The organism is Kitasatospora sp. NPDC059571 (assembly GCF_042735675.1).
GTDB lineage: Bacteria > Actinomycetota > Actinomycetes > Streptomycetales > Streptomycetaceae > Kitasatospora.
Window position 1 is genome coordinate 3,032 of the sequence record NZ_JBHWBW010000112.1, and the last position, 16,264, is coordinate 19,295.

Sequence of the window (16,264 nt, forward strand, 5' to 3'; positions counted from 1 at the left end):
CGACCCCCCGCCCCACCGGCCGCACCAGCCCCGCCCCCTGGGGCTCCACCAGCAGCGCCAGCGGGTACCGGCGGCCGCCGGGGACGGGGGGGACCGCGGCCGGCCGCGGCAGGCGCCGCGGGCGGCCTACGGTCGGCGGGGTCGCCGGGCCCGGGGCCGGGCGGCGGGTCTGCTCCTGAAGTGCTGTCATGCGGCCCAGGCTGCGCGCCCGGCGCCCGGCAGTCCCGCCGATTGACGGCCTGCGTCAACCGGCGCGGGCCGGCGTACGGAGGGGTGACAGGATCACCGCCATGAGCCTGACCATCGACGTCGCCGGCCTGCCGCCCGAGCGGCTGCGCTTCGCGCCCTCCCCGCTGGCCGAGCTGACCGCGATGCTGCACGCCCTCGCCGAGCCGGCCCACCACCCGGCCCTGCACGGCTGGGCCACCGCGACCACCGCCGCGCTGCCGGCCGGGCTGGCCGACCGGCTGCTGGAGGCCGACTTCCTGTGGCGCTCCTCCCGGGCGGACTTCCTCGTCCCGGCCCGGCCCGCGGCGACCCTCGCCGAGGAGCTGGACGCCGTGGACCGGATCGACGACGAGCAGTGGACGCGCGCCGCCCTGGTCACCACCTGCGGCTCGTCGCGGCTCACCCACCGCGCGGCCGGCTCCCCGCTGACCGATCCGCAGGCCCGCGCCCGGGCCCGCGAACTGGCCCTGGCCCGCGGCCCCCGGCAGGCGGCCTTCGCCGAGCGGCTGCTCGACGACCCGCAGGCCGTCCGCGCCCTGGTCCGCCGCCTGCTGGAGGACTGCGAACGCACCTTCTTCGCGGACGCCTGGCGGCGGGTGCTGCCGGGGCTCGCCGCCGACGCCCGGCACAAGGCCGACCTGCTGGCCCGCCACGGGCTCGCCGAGGCCCTCGCCGCGGTCTCCCCCTCCCTCGCCCTCGCGGACGCCGGGACCGGCCGGGAGCGGATCGTCGTCGACAAGCTCCAGGACAACACCGCCAGTGCCGCCGCGGCCGGTGGGCTGACCTTCGTGCCGTCCGCGTTCGGCCACCCCCACCTGGTGGCGGTGCACGCGCACGGCTGGCAGCCGGTACTCCAGTACCCGGCCGCCGAGGCGGGCGGGGCCGACGCGCCGCCGCTGGCCGTCGTCCAGCAGCGGCTGGAGGCGCTGGCCCACCCCGTGCGGCTTCGGCTGGCCCGCACCCTGGCCCGCGGCCCGCACACCACGGGCGAACTCGCCGACGCCTGGCAGCTGACCGCGCCGGAGGTCTCCCGCCACCTCGCGGTGCTGCGCCGGGCGGGTCTGCTGACGACCCGCCGGCGCGGCCGCTACGTGCTGTACGAGCTGGACCTGCCGGTCAGCGCACGGCTCGGCGGCGACCTCCTGGAGGCGGTGCTGCGCTGACCGCGGCGGCCGGCCGGGGCGGCGGCGCCGGGTCAGCCGGTCGTGGCGGCGCCGACCGCGGCGGGCAGCCCCGCCTCCAGGTACCGCAACTCGCCGCGCTCACGGGCGTCCAGCGCCGCGGCGAGGCGTCGCAGCCGGGTCGCGGGGAGCAGCCCGGCGGCCTCCTCCAGGGTGACGAACCGCCAACTGCGCAGCTCGTCGGCCTGCAGGCGCAGGCCCTGCCGTCGGTCGGCGCCGAGCCGGCCGCCGTCGTAGACCAGTCGCAGGCCGCCGCGGCGCGGGCCGGTGCGGGGCTCCCAGTCGACGGCGAGCAGGCGCAGCGCGGGGGCCTCCAGCTGGAGGCCGAGCTCCTCGGCGGTCTCCCGGAGCGCAGCGTCGGTGGGCGCCTCGCCGCGTTCGACGACGCCGCCGGGGAACTCCCAGCCGGGCTTGTAGACGGGGTCGACCAGCAGCACGCGGTCCTGCTCGTCGAAGAGCAGCACGGCGGCGGCGACAGTGTCGCCGGTGGGATCGGGGCTCTGCACGATCGGGCACCGGGCGGTACCGTCCTCGACCAGCCGGGCCAGCAGCCGGGCCGTCCCGGCCGGGGTGAGGCGGGCGGTGTCGACGAGGTGGGCGTCGCGGGCGAGCCAGCGTCTGGCGGCGCGGTAGGCGGGCAGGTGGTCGCGGCACCAGGTGCGGACGGCCTCGCTCGCGGCCTCGTCGCCCGGGTGCTCCTCGCGGGCCTCGATGCGGGCGCGCAGGATCGTTTCCTCAGCGTCCAGCACGAGGTGGTGCACGGCGATCCCGCGGGCGGCGAGGCCGCCGAATATCTCGTCCCGGTAGTCCTCCCGGAGCAGCGTCATCGGCACCACGAGCGGGCCGGGTATCTCGGTGAGCAGCGCCGCGGCGACCTCGGGCACCAGCCGCCGCCAGGACGGCAGGTCCTGGAAGTCGGCGACCGGGGCGAGGCGGTCGGCGGGCAGCAGCCGGCACAGCTCGGCGCCGGTCAGTTCGGGGTCGTACAGCAGGCTGCCGGGCAGCAGTTCCACCAGTTCCCGACAGGCGGTCGTCTTGCCCGCCCCGAACGTGCCATTGACCCAGACGATCACGGTGCCTACCCCTGCAGTCGCTCGGTCCCGGCACCCCACGTACCGGGCGGCGGGGGCCCTCGGACGGCCCCGCGCCAAACCGGTGGTACCCGTACCGGCCCGGTCCCCAAGCCTGGCGGGGCCCCGCGGCCCGGCCGCGGCCGCCCGCGGCGGCGCGCTCCGGCCATCCGGCACATGCCCGCCGGACCGGCGGGGCCCCCGTGGCCGGTGGGTCAGCCGAGGTCCAGCAGCTGCTTCTTGAGCACCTTGCCCATGGCGTTGCGGGGCAGTTCGTCGACCAGCACGACCCGCCGGGGCCGCTTGTGGCCGGAGAGCCGCTCGGCCACGAAGGCGGTGAGCTGCTCGCCGCTGACCGGCCCGTCCGGGATCACGTAGGCCACCACGGCCTGGCCGAGGTCCTCGTCGGGCACGCCGACCACCGCGGCGTCGGCGACCGCCGGGTGGTCGCGCAGCGCGGCCTCGACCTCACCGGCGCCGATCTTGTAGCCGCCGCTCTTGATGAGGTCGACGGAGGCCCGGCCGACGATCCGGTGGAAGCCGTCCGGGCCCACCACGGCCACGTCGCCGGTCCGGAACCAGCCGTCGGCCGTCCAGGCCTCGGCATCGGCGTCGGGGCGGTTCAGGTAGCCGGCGAACAGCGTCGCCCCGGCCACCTGGAGCTCCCCGACGCTCTCGCCGTCGAACGGCACCGGCGTGCCGTCCTCGGCGGCGAGGCGGGTGCGGACGCCGTCCAGCGGGAGTCCGACGCTGCCGGGCCGCCGTTCGCCGTCGGCCCTGGTGGAGACGGTGATCAGCGACTCGGTCATGCCGTAGCGCTCGATCGGGGCGTGCCCGGTGAGGGCGGCGAGCCGCTCGAAGACCGGGACGGGCAGCGGTGCGCTGCCGGAGACCAGCAGCCGGGCGCCGCTCAGCTCCCGGGCGGCCTCGGGGTCGGCGGCGACCCGCGACCAGACGGTCGGCACACCGAAGTACAGGCTGCCGTGTGCGCCGGCGTACGCGCCGGGCGTGGGGCGGCCGGTGTGCACCAGCCTGCTCCCGGTCCGCAGGGCGCCGAGCACGCCGAGCACCAGTCCGTGCACGTGGAACAGCGGCAGGCCGTGCACCAGGGTGTCCTCGGCGGTCCACTGCCAGGCCGCGGCCAGCCCGTCGAGTCCGGCCGCCACGGCCGACCGCGGGATCACCGCACCCTTGGGCGCGCCGGTGGTGCCCGAGGTGTACAGGATGAACGCGGGGCGCTCCGGCGCGGGCTCCGGGTGGCGCCCGCTCCCGCCGCGCGCCGCCGGGTCGACCGGCAGCACGGTGACGCCCTCCTCCGCGGCACCCGCCGAACCGCCGGACGGCACGGCCAGCAGCCGGGCGCCGGAGTCCCGCAGGATGTGGGCCCGCTCCTTGGGCCCCGAGTCGGGCGGCAGCGGCACCACCGGGACGCCCGCGAGCAGTCCGCCGACCACCGCGACCACCGTCTCGGCGGCCGGCCGGGCCAGCACCGCCAGGGCGTCCGCCCCCGCGACCCGCTCGGCCACCGCACCGGCGGCGCCCAGCAGTTCCTCCCACGACATCGCCCGCCCGTCGACCACCACCGCGTCGGCGTGGTCCCCGTATCCGCCCTCAAGTGCCGTCAGCAGTCCCATGCCCCGGACTCTACGCGGACCGGCCCGAGCGCCCGCGGACGCGGGCCACGGCGGAGCGGCCGGGCCCGCCACCGGGGCGGGCGGACGGCGAAGGGCGCAGCCCCCGGGTGTCCCGGAAGCCGCGCCCTTCGTGCGCCCGACGGAGGCTCAGCCCTTGCGGGCCTTCACCTCGGCGGTGAGCTGGGGGAGGACGGTGAAGAGGTCGCCGACGACGCCGTAGTCGACGAGTTCGAAGATCGGGGCCTCGGGGTCCTTGTTGATGGCGACGATGGTCTTGGAGGTCTGCATGCCGGCGCGGTGCTGGATGGCGCCGGAGATGCCCGCGGCGACGTAGAGCTGCGGGGAGACCTGCTTGCCGGTCTGGCCGACCTGGTTGGTGTGCGGGTACCAGCCGGCGTCGACGGCGGCGCGGGAGGCGCCGACGGCCGCGCCGAGGGCGTCGGCGAGGTCCTCGACGACGGAGAAGCCCTCGGCGGCGCCGACGCCGCGGCCGCCGGAGACGACGATCGCGGCCTCGGTCAGCTCGGGGCGGCCGGAGGAGACGCGGGGGGTGCGGGCGGTGACGGTGGCGGCGTTGCCGGTGAACGCGACCTCGACCTGCTCGACGGTGCCGGCGGCGGGGGCCTGCTCGGGGGCGACGGCGTTCGGCTTGACGGTGATGACGGGGGCGCCGGTGGTGACGGTGGACTTCACCTGGAAGGAGGCGGCGAACACCGACTGGGTGGCGACGGGGCCGCTCGCGCCCTGCTCGAGGTCGATGGCGTCGGTGATGATGCCGGAGCCCAGGCGCAGGGCGACGCGGGCGGCGATCTCCTTGCCCTCGCCGCTGGAGGTGACCAGGACGGCGGCGGCGTCGGCGGCCTTGGCGATCTGGGTGAGGGCGTCGACCTTGGGGACGACGAGCTGGGTGGTGAAGGCGTCGGCGTCGGCGGTGTAGACCTTGGCGGCGCCGTACTCGGCGGCCTTGGCGGCGACGGCGGCGGTGTTCTCGCCGGCGCCGAGGACGACGGCGGAGGGCTCGCCGATGCGGCGGGCGAGGGTGAGCAGTTCGAGGGCCGGCTTGCGGACCGCGCCGTCGGCGTGGTCCACGAGAACCAGGATCTCAGCCATGATTGTTGCTCCTGATCGATCGTCGGATGCGCGTGCGGCGGGTCTTAGATGAACTTCTGGTCGGCGAGGTAGGCGGCGAGCTGCTTGCCGCCCTCGCCCTCGTCCTTGACGACGGTGCCGGCGGTGCGGGCCGGGCGGGCGGTGACGTCGGCGACCTTGGTCCAGGAGCCGGCCAGGCCGACGGTGTCGGCGTCGATGTCGAGGTCGTCGAGGTCGAGGGAGGCGACGGGCTTCTTCTTCGCGGCCATGATGCCCTTGAAGGAGGGGTAGCGGGCCTCGCCGGACTGGTCGGTGACCGAGACGACGGCGGGCAGCGGGGCCTCGACGAGCTCGGTGGCGGCGTCGCCGTCGCGGCGGCCCTTGACCACGCCGTTCTCGACGGAGACCTCGGAGAGGAGGGTGGCCTGCGGGAGGGCGAGGCGCTCGGCGAGGAGGGCGGGCAGGACGCCCATGGTGCCGTCGGTGGAGGCCATGCCGCACACGACGAGGTCGAAGCCGGTCTTCTCCAGGGCCTTCGCGATGATCGCGGAGGTGCCGATCACGTCGGAGCCGTGGATGTCGTCGTCGTTGACGTGCACGGCCTTGTCCGCGCCCATCGACAGGGCCTTGCGCAGCGCGTCCTTCGCGTCGTCCGGGCCGACCGTCAGCACGGTCACCTCGGCGTCCCCGGACGCCTCCGCGATCCGCAGCGCCTGCTCCACGCCGTACTCGTCCAGCTCCGACAGGAGGCCGTCCACGCCCTCCCGGTCGGTGGTGGTGTCGTCCGCGAAGCGACGGTCACCGGTCGCGTCGGGCACGTACTTCACGCAGACAGCGATCCTCAGGGTCATGGTGTCTGCTCCTTTCCGTTGGTGTGTTCAGTCGGGGTGGCGCGTGATCAGGGCAGGTTGCGGGCCATGACGATGCGCTGGACCTGGTTGGTGCCCTCGTAGATCTGGGTGATCTTGGCGTCGCGCATCATGCGCTCGACCGGGTAGTCGCGGGTGTAGCCGTAGCCGCCGAGGAGCTGGACGGCGTCGGTGGTGATCTCCATCGCGACGTCGGAGGCGAAGCACTTGGCGGCGGCGCCGAAGAACGTCAGGTCGCCGTCGGTGCGCTGGGACTTCGCGGCGGCGGCGTAGGTGAGCTGGCGGGCGGCCTCCAGCTTCATCGCCATGTCGGCGAGCATGAACTGGATGCCCTGGAACTCGGCGATGGCCTTGCCGAACTGCTTGCGCTCCTTGACGTAGCCCTTGGCGTAGTCGAGGGCGCCCTGGGCGATGCCGATCGCCTGGGCGGCGATGGTGACCCGGGTGTGGTCGAGGGTCTTCATCGCGGTGGCGAAGCCGGTGCCCTCGGCGCCGATCATGCGGTTGGCGGGGATCCGCACGTTGTCGAAGTAGACCTCGCGGGTCGGCGAGCCCTTGATGCCGAGCTTCTTCTCCGGCGCGCCGAAGGACACGCCCTCGTCGCCCTTCTCGACCACGAAGGCGGAGATGCCCTTGGAGCGCAGGTCGGGGTCGGTGACCGCCATGACGGTGTAGAACTCGGAGACGCCGGCGTTGGTGATCCACCGCTTGACGCCGTTGAGGACCCAGGAGTCGCCGTCGCGGACCGCGCGGGTCTTCATGCCGGCCGCGTCCGAGCCGGCCTCGGGCTCGGACAGGCAGTAGGAGAACATGCCCTCGCCGCGGGCGAGCGCGCCCAGGTACCTGGCCTTGAGCTCCTCGGAGCCGGAGAGCTGGACGGGCAGCGAGCCGAGCTTGTTGACCGCCGGGATCAGCGAGGACGAGGCGCAGACCCGGGCGACCTCCTCGATCACGATCACGGTGGCCAGCGCGTCCGCGCCCGAGCCGCCGTACTCCTCCGGCACGTGCACCGCGTGCAGGTCGTTGCCCTGCAGGGCGTCCAGCGCCTCCTGCGGGAAACGGCCCAGCTCGTCCACCTCGGCCGCGAACGGCGCGATCTTCGCCTCGGCCAGCGAGCGCACCGCCTCGCGGAGCATGTCGTGCTCCTCGCCGAGCCGGAAGAGGTCGAAGTCCGCTCCGGAGTTGCCCGCCATGTGTCCCGCTCCTCGACCGTGTTAATTACCGTTAAGTAGCTGTTGCGCGGGTCATTCTAGGGCACGCCCGCCGCCGCGGACCGGTGCGGCGGCGGCTCAGCGGACGGTCTCGCCCAGGGTGTCGCTGGTGGTCCGGTGCTGGGCGAGGTAGTCGTCCATCCGGTCGTTGCGGACGGCGTCCCAGAGCGTGCCGGCGGCCGCGTCGTCGAGCAGCACCACGGACTGGCCGCCGACGGTGTCGAAGCCGCCGAACGGCGCGTTCATGAAGTGCACGCCGTCCGGGCGCAGGTCGCGCAGGCTCCAGGCCAGGTCGTAGAGGTCGCTGTTGCTCAGCCGGTCGTCCACGCTGACCACGTCGCCGACCGAGGTGAGCAGACCGGTCAGCCGGGACGGGTTGCCGAGCGTCCCGCCGTTCATGGTCTGCAGCATCAGCGCCCGCAGGAAGTTCTGCTGCCGCTTCGTCCGGTCGAGGTCGCCGTTGGGCAGGCCGTAGCGTTCCCGGACGTACAGCAGCGCCTCGGCGCCGCTCATGTGGTGGGTGCCGGCGTCCCACTGGCGGGCCTCGCCGCGCGCCTCGATGGTCTGCGGGATGGTGATGTCCACACCGCCGACCGCGTCGGTCAGGGCCCGGAAGCCGTTCCAGTCGATCACCGCGATGTGGTCGACCCGGATCCGGGTGAGGTCCTGCACGGTCTCCACCATCAGCGCCGGCCCGCCCCAGGAGTAGGCGGCGTTGATCTTCGCCTTGCCGTGGCCGGGGACGTCCACCCAGGTGTCGCGCGCGATCGAGACGATCGCGGCGCTCTTCCGGTCCGCGGAGATGTGCAGCAGCATCATGGTGTCGCTGCGCTGTGCGCCGGCCTTCCAGGCGGGCGCCTTGGCGCCCTTGCCGGTGGTCGGCACGTCGGACCGGGCGTCCAGGCCGACCAGCAGGAACGTCGTGCCGGAGTTCGGGACGGCGGTGGGCTGGGCGGAGGCGGGCGCGGTCGGGAAGGCGTTCGGGATCCGGGTCACCGATGACGCGTAGTGGTCCACCGTCCAGTACGCGGCGCCGAGCACGCCGAGCACCAGGACCAGCAGCACCGAGAGCGTTCCGACCAGCACCCGGCGGGTCCGCCGGCGGCGCCGGGCCTCGCCCGCGCCGTCGTCCGGCCCCTCGGCCGCCCCGCCGTCGTCGTCCGGGGGCTCCGGGGGTTCCGTGCCGTCCGGCGCATCGCCGGACCGGGGCCCGGGGACGCGCTCGAAGAGGCTCAACGATTCCTGGTGTTCCCCGCCCGACTCCGCGCGCTCCCTCGCTGCCATGCGCGCATTCTGCCCCCCCGCACGGCCGTGCGGGCCCCGGTCTGGAATTCGGGCCCCAGCTGCAACCCCGCCGTGACCGCCGGCGGCGCCGTGCGCCCCTCGCGCGCCCCTGCGGCGGGTTCGCGGCACGGCCGGGCCCGGCTACCATCGGTGCCTGCGGCCGCCCGTACCCCGAGCGGCCCGGCAACCTGGACTGAAGGGGAAGCGCGTGGCCCTCCGCATCACGGTGATCGGCACCGGTTACCTCGGCGCGACGCACGCCGCCTGCATGGCCGAGCTCGGTTTCGAGGTGCTCGGCCTCGACATCGACCCGGAGAAGATCGCGTCGCTCGCCGCGGGCCGGGTCCCGATGTACGAGCCGGGGCTGGCCGACCTCCTGGTCAAGCACGTCCCCGGGCACGAGGGCTCCACCGGCCGGCTGCGCTTCACCACCTCCTGGGAGGAGGTGGCCGAGTTCGGCGACGTCCACTTCATCTGCACCAACACCCCGCAGAAGAAGGGCGAGTTCGCCGCCGACATGAGCTATGTCGACAGCGCGCTCGACTCGCTGGCCGTCCACCTCACCCGGCCGACCCTGGTGGTCGGCAAGTCGACCGTGCCGGTCGGCAGCGCGGGCCGGCTGGCCGAGCGGCTCGCCGCGCTGGCCCCGGTCGGCGAGCAGGCCGAGCTCGCCTGGAACCCGGAGTTCCTGCGCGAGGGCTTCGCCGTCGGCGACACCCTGCACCCGGACCGGCTGGTGGTCGGCGTGCGCAGCGAGCGCGCCGAGCAGCTGCTGCGCGAGGTGTACGCGACCCCGGTCTCCCGGGGCGTCCCGTTCGTGGTCACCGACTTCGCGACCGCCGAGCTGGTCAAGGCCGCCGCCAACTCCTTCCTGGCCACCAAGATCTCGTTCATCAACGCGATGGCCGAGGTCTGCGAGTCGGCCGGCGCCGACGTGGTGCAGCTGTCCAAGGCGCTCTCCTACGACGAGCGGATCGGCGGCAAGTTCCTCAACGCCGGCCTCGGCTTCGGCGGCGGCTGCCTGCCCAAGGACATCCGGGCGTTCATGGCGCGCGCCGGCGAGCTGGGCGCGGACCAAGCGCTGACCTTCCTGCGGGAGGTCGACTCCATCAACATGCGGCGCCGCTCGCGGATGGTGGAGCTCGCCCGCGAGCAGTGCGGCGGGGGCTTCCTCGGCCGCCGGGTCGCGGTGCTCGGCGCCGCCTTCAAGCCCAACTCGGACGACATCCGCGACTCCCCCGCGCTCAACGTCGCGGGCCAGATCCAGCTCCAGGGCGCCCAGGTCACCGTCTACGACCCGAAGGCGATGGACAACGCCCGGAAGATGTTCCCGAGCCTGTCGTACGCGGACTCCGCGCTGGAGGCCGTTCAGGGCGCCCACGTGGTGCTGCACCTGACGGAGTGGCAGGAGTTCCGCGAGCTCGACCCGGCGGAGGTCGGCGCGCTGGTCGCCGAGCGGCGCATCCTGGACGGCCGCAACGTCCTCGACGCCGGCGCCTGGCGGGCGGCCGGCTGGGCCTACCGGGCGATGGGCCGGCCCGGCGCGGAATGACCGCGGCCGCGGACCGGTTCTCCCCGGCATGACGTACGGAGACGACGCGACGGTCCGCAGGATCCTCCAGGACGACGGTGACACCTGGGCGGTGGTCGGCCTGTCCACCAACACCCGGCGGGCGGCGTACGGCGTCGCCCGGGTGCTCCAGCGGGCGGGCAAGCGAGTGGTGCCGGTCCACCCGCGGGCCGAGACCGTGCTCGGCGAGCAGGGCTACGCCACGCTCGCCGACATCCCGTTCCCGGTCGACGTGGTCGACGTGTTCGTGAACAGCGGCCTGGCCGGCGACATCGCCGACCAGGCCGTGGGGGTGGGCGCCAAGGCGGTCTGGTTCCAGCTCGACGTGGTGGACGAGGACGCCTACGCCCGCACCACGGCGGCAGGGCTCGACATGGTGATGGACAAGTGCCCCGCCATCGAGCTGCCGCTGCTGTAGGCCTCCTCCCGGATCCGGCCGGTCAGGCCAGCGGCACCGCGATGTCGCAGACCGGGTCGCCGTCGCCGGCGGCGGCCCAGTCCGCGAAGTACACCTCGCGGGGCGCCGAGACGACCGTGCGCTCCTCGGCCTTGGCCCACTCGAACACCGCGTCGTAGGCCGACAGGATCTGCGGGTACGCCACCTGCGCCTTGGTGATCGTGGTGTACGCCTCGCGGTGGGCCGGCTCGGTACGGTGCGCGTGCGCCACCGCCCCGGAGTGCCCCGGGCCGATCGGCACGCAGACCTCGACCGGGCCGTCACCGTCCTCGTCGACCTCGCCGTGGTAGACCGCGAACGGCGCCCCCGACACCCCGCCGTAGGCCTTGGCGGCCTCGGCCAGCCGGTCGCACGCCTCCGGGATCCACACCGGCAGGTCCTCCGGCCGCACGTGCCGCTGCTCGGTGAGCACCAGCTGCTCCGGCACCTCGCGCTGCTCGATCTCGTACATCTCCAAACTCCCTTCGCCTCCCGACAGTCGGATGCGGAGGTGCGCAGCCAGCTCGCGCTGCGCCGCCACCCGGCGCTCGACGCCGTCCCAGTACGCGCCCACCAGCTCGGCCGCCCGCGGTCCGGGCGCCGCCAGGACCTCGGCGACGACGGCCAGCGGCATGTCGAGGCCCCGCAGCCGGACGATCAGCCGGGCCTGCGCCAACCGGTCCTCCCGGTAGTACCGGTAGCCGGTGACCGGGTCGACCCGGTCCGGGGGCAGCAGGCCCTGCCGGTCGTACAGCCGCAACGCCTTCGGCGAGAGCCGGGCGCGGCGGGCGAACACCCCGATGCCGAGCAGTGCTTCGTCCTCCACGCCCATCACACTCCGCTCTGCCCCAGGGGGAAGGTCAAGCCCGGCCGTCCAACTCCTCGACGGTGGCGATGGACGGTGCGCGGACGGCCTGCAGCCGGCGGGCCGCGGCCTCGGCACCGCGCAGCGCCCGGACCGCGTTGTGCCAGGTCAGCTTTGCGAGGTCGGCCTCGGACCAGCCGCGGCCGAGCAGTTCGGCGATCAGGTTCGGGTAGCCGGCGACGTCGTCGAGGTCGGTCGGCACGAACGCGGTGCCGTCGAAGTCGCCGCCGATGCCGATGTGGTCGATCCCGGCCACCTCCCGCATGTGGTCCAGGTGGTCGGCGACGGTGGCCGCGGTCGCCGCCGGGCGGGGGTGCGCGGCCTCGTACGCGCGCTGGCAGGCCATCGCGTCGGGGGCGGTGTCCAGCGGGTGGAAGCCGTGCTCGCGCATGTTCTCGTCGGCGGCCAGCGTCCAGTCGATCGCGGCGGGCAGCACGAACTTCGGCACGAAGGTGGCCATTGCGACCCCGCCGTTGGCCGCGAGGAGGCCGAGCACGTCGTCCGGGACGTTGCGCGGGTGGTCGCAGACGGCGCGCGCGGAGGAGTGCGAGAAGATGACCGGCGCCTCGGAGACCCGCAGCGCCGCCCGCATGGTGTCCGCGGAGACGTGCGAGAGGTCGACCAGCATGCCCAGCCGGTTCATCTCCCGGACGACCTCCTCGCCGAAGGCGGTCAGGCCCCCGGCGGCCGGCTCGTCGGTGGCGGAGTCCGCCCACGGCACGTTGTCGTTGTGGGTGAGCGTCAGGTAGCGCACGCCGAGCGTGTACAGCGCCCGCAGGGTGGCCAGCGAGGAGTTGATCGAGTGGCCGCCCTCGGCGCCCATCAGCGAGGCGATCCGGCCCTCGGCGCGGGCCGCCTCCATGTCGTCCGCGGTGAGCGCCAGGCGCAGTGCCCCGGGGTAGCGCGCGGTCAGCGCGTGCACGAAGTCGATCTGCTCCAGGGTGGCGCTGACCGCCAGGTCCCCGGCGTAGTCGCTGCGCACGTACACCGACCAGAACTGCGCACCGACCCCGCCGGCGCGGAGCCGGCCGAGGTCGGTGTGCAGGCGGCCGCGCTGGTCGGCGGCGAGGTCGATGGCGTCCAGGTCGTAGCCGGCCTGGGCGCGCATCGCCCACGGGAGGTCGTTGTGCCCGTCCACCACGGGGGCGGCACGGAGCACGGCGCGGGCACGGTCGAGCAGATCAGGGGTCATCCCCCTGTTCTACCGCGCGGTACTACTTGCCGAAGCCGAACGAGGCGGTGCCGGCGACCTTGGCGCGCAGCTTCTTGCCCTTCTCGGTGGCCTGGGCGTTGAGGTCGGCCTGGAAGTCGACCATGCGCTCGGTGAGGTCCGGGTCGAACGCGGCGAGGATCCGCACCGCGAGCAGGCCCGCGTTGCGGGCCCCGGCGATCGACACGGTGGCGACCGGGACGCCGGCCGGCATCTGGACGATCGACATCAGGCTGTCCATGCCGTCCAGGTAGCGCAGCGGCACCGGGACGCCGATCACCGGCAGCGGCGTGACCGAGGCCAGCATGCCCGGCAGGTGGGCGGCACCGCCGGCGCCCGCGATGATCGCCTTCAGGCCGCGGGCGTGCGCCTGCTCGCCGTAGGCGACCATCTCGCGGGGCATCCGGTGCGCGGAGACGACGTCCACCTCGTACGGGATCTCGAACTCGTCGAGGGCCTGCGCGGCGGCCTCCATCACCGGCCAGTCGGAGTCGGAGCCCATGACGATGCCGACGACGGGAGCCGTGGAGTCTGTCATTCGGTGATCGTTCCTCGCAGGTAGGCGGCCGCGTGGCGGGCGCGCTCGCGGACGTCGTCGAGGTCGTCCCCGACGACGTTGACGTGGCCGACCTTGCGACCGGGCTTCACGTCCTTGCCGTACATGTGGATCTTCAGGCCCGGGTCGCGGGCCATGCAGTGCAGGAAGGCGTGGTACATGTCCGGGTAGTCGCCGCCGAGCACGTTGACCATGACCGTCCACTTCGCGCGCGGGCGGGGGTCGCCCAGCGGCAGGTCGAGGACGGCCCGCAGGTGGTTCTCGAACTGCGAGGTGACCGCGCCGTCCTGGGTCCAGTGGCCGGAGTTGTGCGGGCGCATGGCCAGCTCGTTGACCAGGATCCGGCCGTCGCGGGTCTGGAACAGCTCGACCGCGAGGTGGCCGGTGATGTCGAGGTCGCCGGCGATCCGCAGGGCCAGCGCCTGGGCCTCGGCGGCGAGTTCCGGGGCGAGGTCGGGGGCGGGCGCGGTGACCTCGGCGCAGACGCCGTTCTCCTGGACGCTCTCCACCACCGGGTAGGCGACCGCCTGGCCGCTGGGCGAGCGGACCACGTTGGCGGCCAGCTCGCGCAGGAAGTCGACCTTCTCCTCGGCCAGCACCGGGACGCCGGCCAGGAACGGCGCGGCCGCCTCGGCCTCGTCGCCGACCACCCAGACGCCCTTGCCGTCGTAGCCGCCGCGCACGGTCTTCAGCACGACCGGGTACCCGTCGCCCTCGGCGGCGAAGGCGGTGACGTCGGCTGGGTCGGCGACGATCCGGTGGCGCGGGCAGGGCACGCCGATCGAGTCCAGCTTCGCCCGCATCACGCCCTTGTCCTGGGCGTTCACCAGCGCATCCGGCCCCGGCCGGACGGCGATGCCGTCGGCCTGCAGCGCGCGCAGGTGCTCGGTGGGGACGTGCTCGTGGTCGAAGGTGACCACGTCGCAGCCGGACGCGAAACGGCGCAGCGTCTCCAAGTCCCGGTAGTCGCCGAGCACGGTGTCGGCGACCACCTGTGCGGCGGAGTCCTGGGGGGTGTCGGCGAGGAGCCTGAAACGGATGCCGAGCGGGATGCCCGCCTGGTGCGCCATGCGGGCAAGCTGCCCGCCGCCGATCATGCCCACCACTGGAAATTTTGCATTGCCCGCGAAAGTCACGCTGCCCAGGATATCCGGGCCGGTCGGAGCCGGTGCACAGGCGGTGCCCGGGACGGCGGTGATGCCCCTGGGCACGAAGGGGCCCTTTGGGAGCGAGTAGCCTGAGTGTCCGGGCCTCCGCGTGGCACTGCACGCGCACGTGCGTACACGAGGCGCCCGTTCGCGCTGCGCCCGCGCGGGCTCGCTCCAGTCCTCCCCCGCACGCCCCAGGAGACACCCGGATGACTACCTCCACCGATACAAAGCCGTCCCTGGAGCAGCGGGTCCGCGGCCTGTCCGGGGAGGTGGTGAAGTTCGGCATCGTCGGACTGAGCGGCGTCGCCGTCAACTTCGCGGTCTTCTGGATCTGCATCAACGGCCTGGGCCTCGCCTCGCTGCGCTCCAACATCGCGGCGACCCTGGTGGCCATCGCCACCAACTACCTCGGCTACCGGTACTGGCTGTACAAGGACCGCGACGCGGCCTCCCGCAAGCGCGAGATCACGCTCTTCCTGGTGTTCAGCGGCATCGGCATGCTGATCGAGACCGGCGTCCTCGCCTGCTCCGTCTACGTGCTGGGCCTGGACACGCACCTCGAGCAGGTCGCGGCCAAGGTGGTCGGCCTGGCGGTCGGCACGGTCTTCCGCTTCATCTCGTACCGCACCTGGGTGTTCAAGGCGATGCCGGAGCTCGCCGAGCCCGAGGTCGTCGCCGAGGCGGAGCTGCTGCTCGCCTCGGAGGAGCGCGAGCTGGCGAAGTAGCCGGCCGACGCCTCCTGCGCACCGCGCAGGAGGCCGTCAGCGCACCTGGCTGTTGAGGAAGAGCGCGAACACCGGCGGCCGCAGCGAGAGCAGTTCGAGCCGGCCGCCGTCGGCCTCCGCGAGGTCGCGGGCGACCGCGAGGCCGATGCCGGTCGAGTTGCGGCCGCTGACCGCCCGCTCGAAGACCCGGTTGCCGAGCTCGGGCGGGACGCCCTGGCCCTCGTCCTGAACTTCCGCGACCACCGAGGAGCCGGTCCGGCGCACCCGGAGCGTGATGTCGCCGGCGCCGTGCATCAGCGAGTTCTCGATCAGGGTGGCCAGCACCTGGGCGACCGTGCCGGGCGTGCCGAGCACGGCCGTTCCGCGCAGCCCCTCGATCAGCAGCCGCCGCCCGCTGTCCCTCATGGACGGGCCCCACTCCTCGACCTGCTGCTTGATCACCTCGTCCAGCTCGAAGGCGACCGCGGTCGGGCTGGTGGGGTCGCGCTGGTTGGTGAGCAGCCGCTGGACGACGTCGGTGAGCCGTTCGACCTGCTGGAGGGCGATGCTGGCCTCCTCCTTGACGGTGTCGGGCTCCTCGGCGAGCGCGGTGATCTCCTCCAGGCGCATGGAGAGCGCGGTGAGCGGGGTGCGGAGCTGGTGCGAGGCGTCGGCGGCGAGCCGCCGCTCGGCGGTCAGCATCCGGGCGATGCGCTCGGCGCTGACGTCCAGCACCTCGGCGATCCGGTCGAGTTCGGGGACGCCGTAGCGGCGGTCGCGGGGGCGGGGGTCGCCGGAGCCGAGGCGCTCGGCGGTCTCCGCGAGTTCAGTGAGCGGCCGGGCCAGGCGGCGGGCCTGCCAGACCGCGAGCGCCACCGCGGCCTGGACGGCGAGCAGCGCCACCACGCCGAGCAGCAGCAGCATGTTGGCGATCTCGTGGTCGACGTCGGCCCGGGACTGCACGACGGTGACGCTCTCGCCGTTGGCGCCGTCCTCGGTGGCGGTGATCGCCGCACCGGTCACCGGCCGGCCGGCCGCGATCTCCGGCTGGCCCGGGATCCGGACGGTGACGAACGAGCCCTCGGGCACCTGGGCGGCGAACTTCTCACCGGTGACCCGCGCCCCCCCGGCGCGCCCGGTCTCCCCCCCGCCCTGGGCGCGCCCCGCCGCGGGGGGGGCGCCGGGGGGGGCCCCGGGGGGGGGGGG

General features: G+C 74.2%; 15 protein-coding genes and 1 pseudogene. 4 read left to right on the forward strand and 12 right to left on the reverse strand.

The features are described 5' to 3' along the window. Nucleotides 1-190, reverse strand: a pseudogene (locus tag ACFV0G_RS15495) (hypothetical protein); the annotation flags it as partial. 100 nt (nucleotides 191-290) lie between these two features. Here ACFV0G_RS15495 and ACFV0G_RS15500 point away from each other — a divergent pair. Continuing rightward, nucleotides 291-1,391 carry a DUF5937 family protein gene (locus ACFV0G_RS15500; protein ID WP_380546845.1) on the forward strand — a complete coding sequence of 367 codons (1,101 nt, stop codon included), beginning with the start codon at nucleotides 291-293 and terminating at the stop codon, nucleotides 1,389-1,391. A gap of 32 nt (nucleotides 1,392-1,423) precedes the next feature. On the opposite strand, the gene ACFV0G_RS15505 is transcribed toward ACFV0G_RS15500, so the two are convergent. The 6 genes from ACFV0G_RS15505 to ACFV0G_RS15530 all read right to left on the reverse strand — a co-directional run bounded on the left by ACFV0G_RS15505 (nucleotide 1,424) and on the right by ACFV0G_RS15530 (nucleotide 8,566). Then, the gene (locus ACFV0G_RS15505) at nucleotides 1,424-2,482 is read right to left on the reverse strand and encodes an NUDIX domain-containing protein (RefSeq protein WP_380546847.1); all 1,059 of its coding nucleotides are present in this window, start codon (nucleotides 2,480-2,482) and stop codon (nucleotides 1,424-1,426) included. Between the two features lie 212 nt (nucleotides 2,483-2,694). Further along, nucleotides 2,695-4,113 carry an acyl-CoA synthetase gene (locus ACFV0G_RS15510; RefSeq protein WP_380546849.1) on the reverse strand — a complete coding sequence of 473 codons (1,419 nt, stop codon included), beginning with the start codon at nucleotides 4,111-4,113 and terminating at the stop codon, nucleotides 2,695-2,697. Between the two features lie 147 nt (nucleotides 4,114-4,260). After that, entirely contained in the window at nucleotides 4,261-5,223 is a 963-nt protein-coding gene (locus tag ACFV0G_RS15515) for an electron transfer flavoprotein subunit alpha/FixB family protein (protein WP_380546851.1), read from the reverse strand. A gap of 44 nt (nucleotides 5,224-5,267) precedes the next feature. Continuing rightward, complete coding sequence (locus tag ACFV0G_RS15520; protein WP_380546853.1) at nucleotides 5,268-6,053, reverse strand: electron transfer flavoprotein subunit beta/FixA family protein; 786 nt, start codon at nucleotides 6,051-6,053, stop codon at nucleotides 5,268-5,270. Between the two features lie 47 nt (nucleotides 6,054-6,100). After that, the gene (locus ACFV0G_RS15525) at nucleotides 6,101-7,264 is read right to left on the reverse strand and encodes an acyl-CoA dehydrogenase family protein (RefSeq protein ID WP_380546855.1); all 1,164 of its coding nucleotides are present in this window, start codon (nucleotides 7,262-7,264) and stop codon (nucleotides 6,101-6,103) included. 96 nt (nucleotides 7,265-7,360) lie between these two features. Beyond that, the gene (locus tag ACFV0G_RS15530; RefSeq protein ID WP_380546857.1) at nucleotides 7,361-8,566 is read right to left on the reverse strand and encodes an LCP family protein; all 1,206 of its coding nucleotides are present in this window, start codon (nucleotides 8,564-8,566) and stop codon (nucleotides 7,361-7,363) included. 208 nt (nucleotides 8,567-8,774) lie between these two features. Here ACFV0G_RS15530 and ACFV0G_RS15535 point away from each other — a divergent pair, with 208 nt between their 5' ends. Together ACFV0G_RS15535 and ACFV0G_RS15540 are read left to right on the forward strand one after the other, a co-directional pair. Next, nucleotides 8,775-10,118 carry a UDP-glucose dehydrogenase family protein gene (locus ACFV0G_RS15535; RefSeq protein WP_380546859.1) on the forward strand — a complete coding sequence of 448 codons (1,344 nt, stop codon included), beginning with the start codon at nucleotides 8,775-8,777 and terminating at the stop codon, nucleotides 10,116-10,118. Nucleotides 10,119-10,146: 28 nt separating this feature from the next. Then, nucleotides 10,147-10,554 (forward strand): CoA-binding protein, encoded by a 408-nt coding sequence (locus ACFV0G_RS15540; RefSeq protein WP_380546861.1) that lies wholly within the window; start codon nucleotides 10,147-10,149, stop codon nucleotides 10,552-10,554. A 22-nt stretch (nucleotides 10,555-10,576) separates the two neighbouring features. Here the strand turns inward: ACFV0G_RS15540 and ACFV0G_RS15545 are convergent, their stop codons facing one another. From ACFV0G_RS15545 to ACFV0G_RS15560, 4 genes are read right to left on the reverse strand one after another with little or no spacing between them, the layout of a single operon-like run. Then, complete coding sequence (locus ACFV0G_RS15545) at nucleotides 10,577-11,404, reverse strand: MerR family transcriptional regulator (RefSeq protein WP_380546863.1); 828 nt, start codon at nucleotides 11,402-11,404, stop codon at nucleotides 10,577-10,579. A 28-nt stretch (nucleotides 11,405-11,432) separates the two neighbouring features. Next, on the reverse strand, nucleotides 11,433-12,629 hold the full coding sequence (locus tag ACFV0G_RS15550; protein ID WP_380546865.1) for a dipeptidase: 1,197 nt from the start codon (nucleotides 12,627-12,629) through the stop codon (nucleotides 11,433-11,435). 22 nt (nucleotides 12,630-12,651) lie between these two features. Continuing rightward, nucleotides 12,652-13,185, reverse strand: coding sequence for a 5-(carboxyamino)imidazole ribonucleotide mutase (gene purE / locus ACFV0G_RS15555; RefSeq protein ID WP_380546867.1), 534 nt, complete (start codon nucleotides 13,183-13,185; stop codon nucleotides 12,652-12,654). Then, entirely contained in the window at nucleotides 13,182-14,300 is a 1,119-nt protein-coding gene (locus ACFV0G_RS15560) for a 5-(carboxyamino)imidazole ribonucleotide synthase (RefSeq protein ID WP_380546873.1), read from the reverse strand. Before ACFV0G_RS15560 ends, purE begins: the two co-directional genes overlap by 4 nt. Before the next feature lie 260 nt (nucleotides 14,301-14,560). Here ACFV0G_RS15560 and ACFV0G_RS15565 point away from each other — a divergent pair, with 260 nt between their 5' ends. Next, nucleotides 14,561-15,079, forward strand: coding sequence for a GtrA family protein (locus ACFV0G_RS15565; RefSeq protein ID WP_380546869.1), 519 nt, complete (start codon nucleotides 14,561-14,563; stop codon nucleotides 15,077-15,079). A 36-nt stretch (nucleotides 15,080-15,115) separates the two neighbouring features. Here ACFV0G_RS15565 and ACFV0G_RS15570 read toward each other — a convergent pair. Further along, nucleotides 15,116-16,264: ATP-binding protein (locus ACFV0G_RS15570; protein WP_380546871.1), on the reverse strand; the 1,149-nt coding region annotated here is incomplete at its 5' end.

Excerpts from the sequence above, each read along its gene's own strand:
- ACFV0G_RS15500 (WP_380546845.1), top strand. The coding sequence starts at position 291 with ATGAGCCTGACCATCGACGTCGCCGGCCTGCCGCCCGAGCGGCTGCGC.
- ACFV0G_RS15510 (WP_380546849.1), bottom strand. The coding sequence starts at position 4,113 with ATGGGACTGCTGACGGCACTTGAGGGCGGATACGGGGACCACGCCGAC.
- ACFV0G_RS15515 (WP_380546851.1), bottom strand. The coding sequence starts at position 5,223 with ATGGCTGAGATCCTGGTTCTCGTGGACCACGCCGACGGCGCGGTCCGC.
- ACFV0G_RS15520 (WP_380546853.1), bottom strand. The coding sequence starts at position 6,053 with ATGACCCTGAGGATCGCTGTCTGCGTGAAGTACGTGCCCGACGCGACC.
- ACFV0G_RS15525 (WP_380546855.1), bottom strand. The coding sequence starts at position 7,264 with ATGGCGGGCAACTCCGGAGCGGACTTCGACCTCTTCCGGCTCGGCGAG.
- ACFV0G_RS15530 (WP_380546857.1), bottom strand. The coding sequence starts at position 8,566 with ATGGCAGCGAGGGAGCGCGCGGAGTCGGGCGGGGAACACCAGGAATCG.
- ACFV0G_RS15540 (WP_380546861.1), top strand. The coding sequence starts at position 10,147 with ATGACGTACGGAGACGACGCGACGGTCCGCAGGATCCTCCAGGACGAC.
- ACFV0G_RS15545 (WP_380546863.1), bottom strand. The coding sequence starts at position 11,404 with ATGGGCGTGGAGGACGAAGCACTGCTCGGCATCGGGGTGTTCGCCCGC.
- ACFV0G_RS15550 (WP_380546865.1), bottom strand. The coding sequence starts at position 12,629 with ATGACCCCTGATCTGCTCGACCGTGCCCGCGCCGTGCTCCGTGCCGCC.
- purE (WP_380546867.1), bottom strand. The coding sequence starts at position 13,185 with ATGACAGACTCCACGGCTCCCGTCGTCGGCATCGTCATGGGCTCCGAC.
- ACFV0G_RS15560 (WP_380546873.1), bottom strand. The coding sequence starts at position 14,300 with ATGATCGGCGGCGGGCAGCTTGCCCGCATGGCGCACCAGGCGGGCATC.
- ACFV0G_RS15565 (WP_380546869.1), top strand. The coding sequence starts at position 14,561 with ATGACTACCTCCACCGATACAAAGCCGTCCCTGGAGCAGCGGGTCCGC.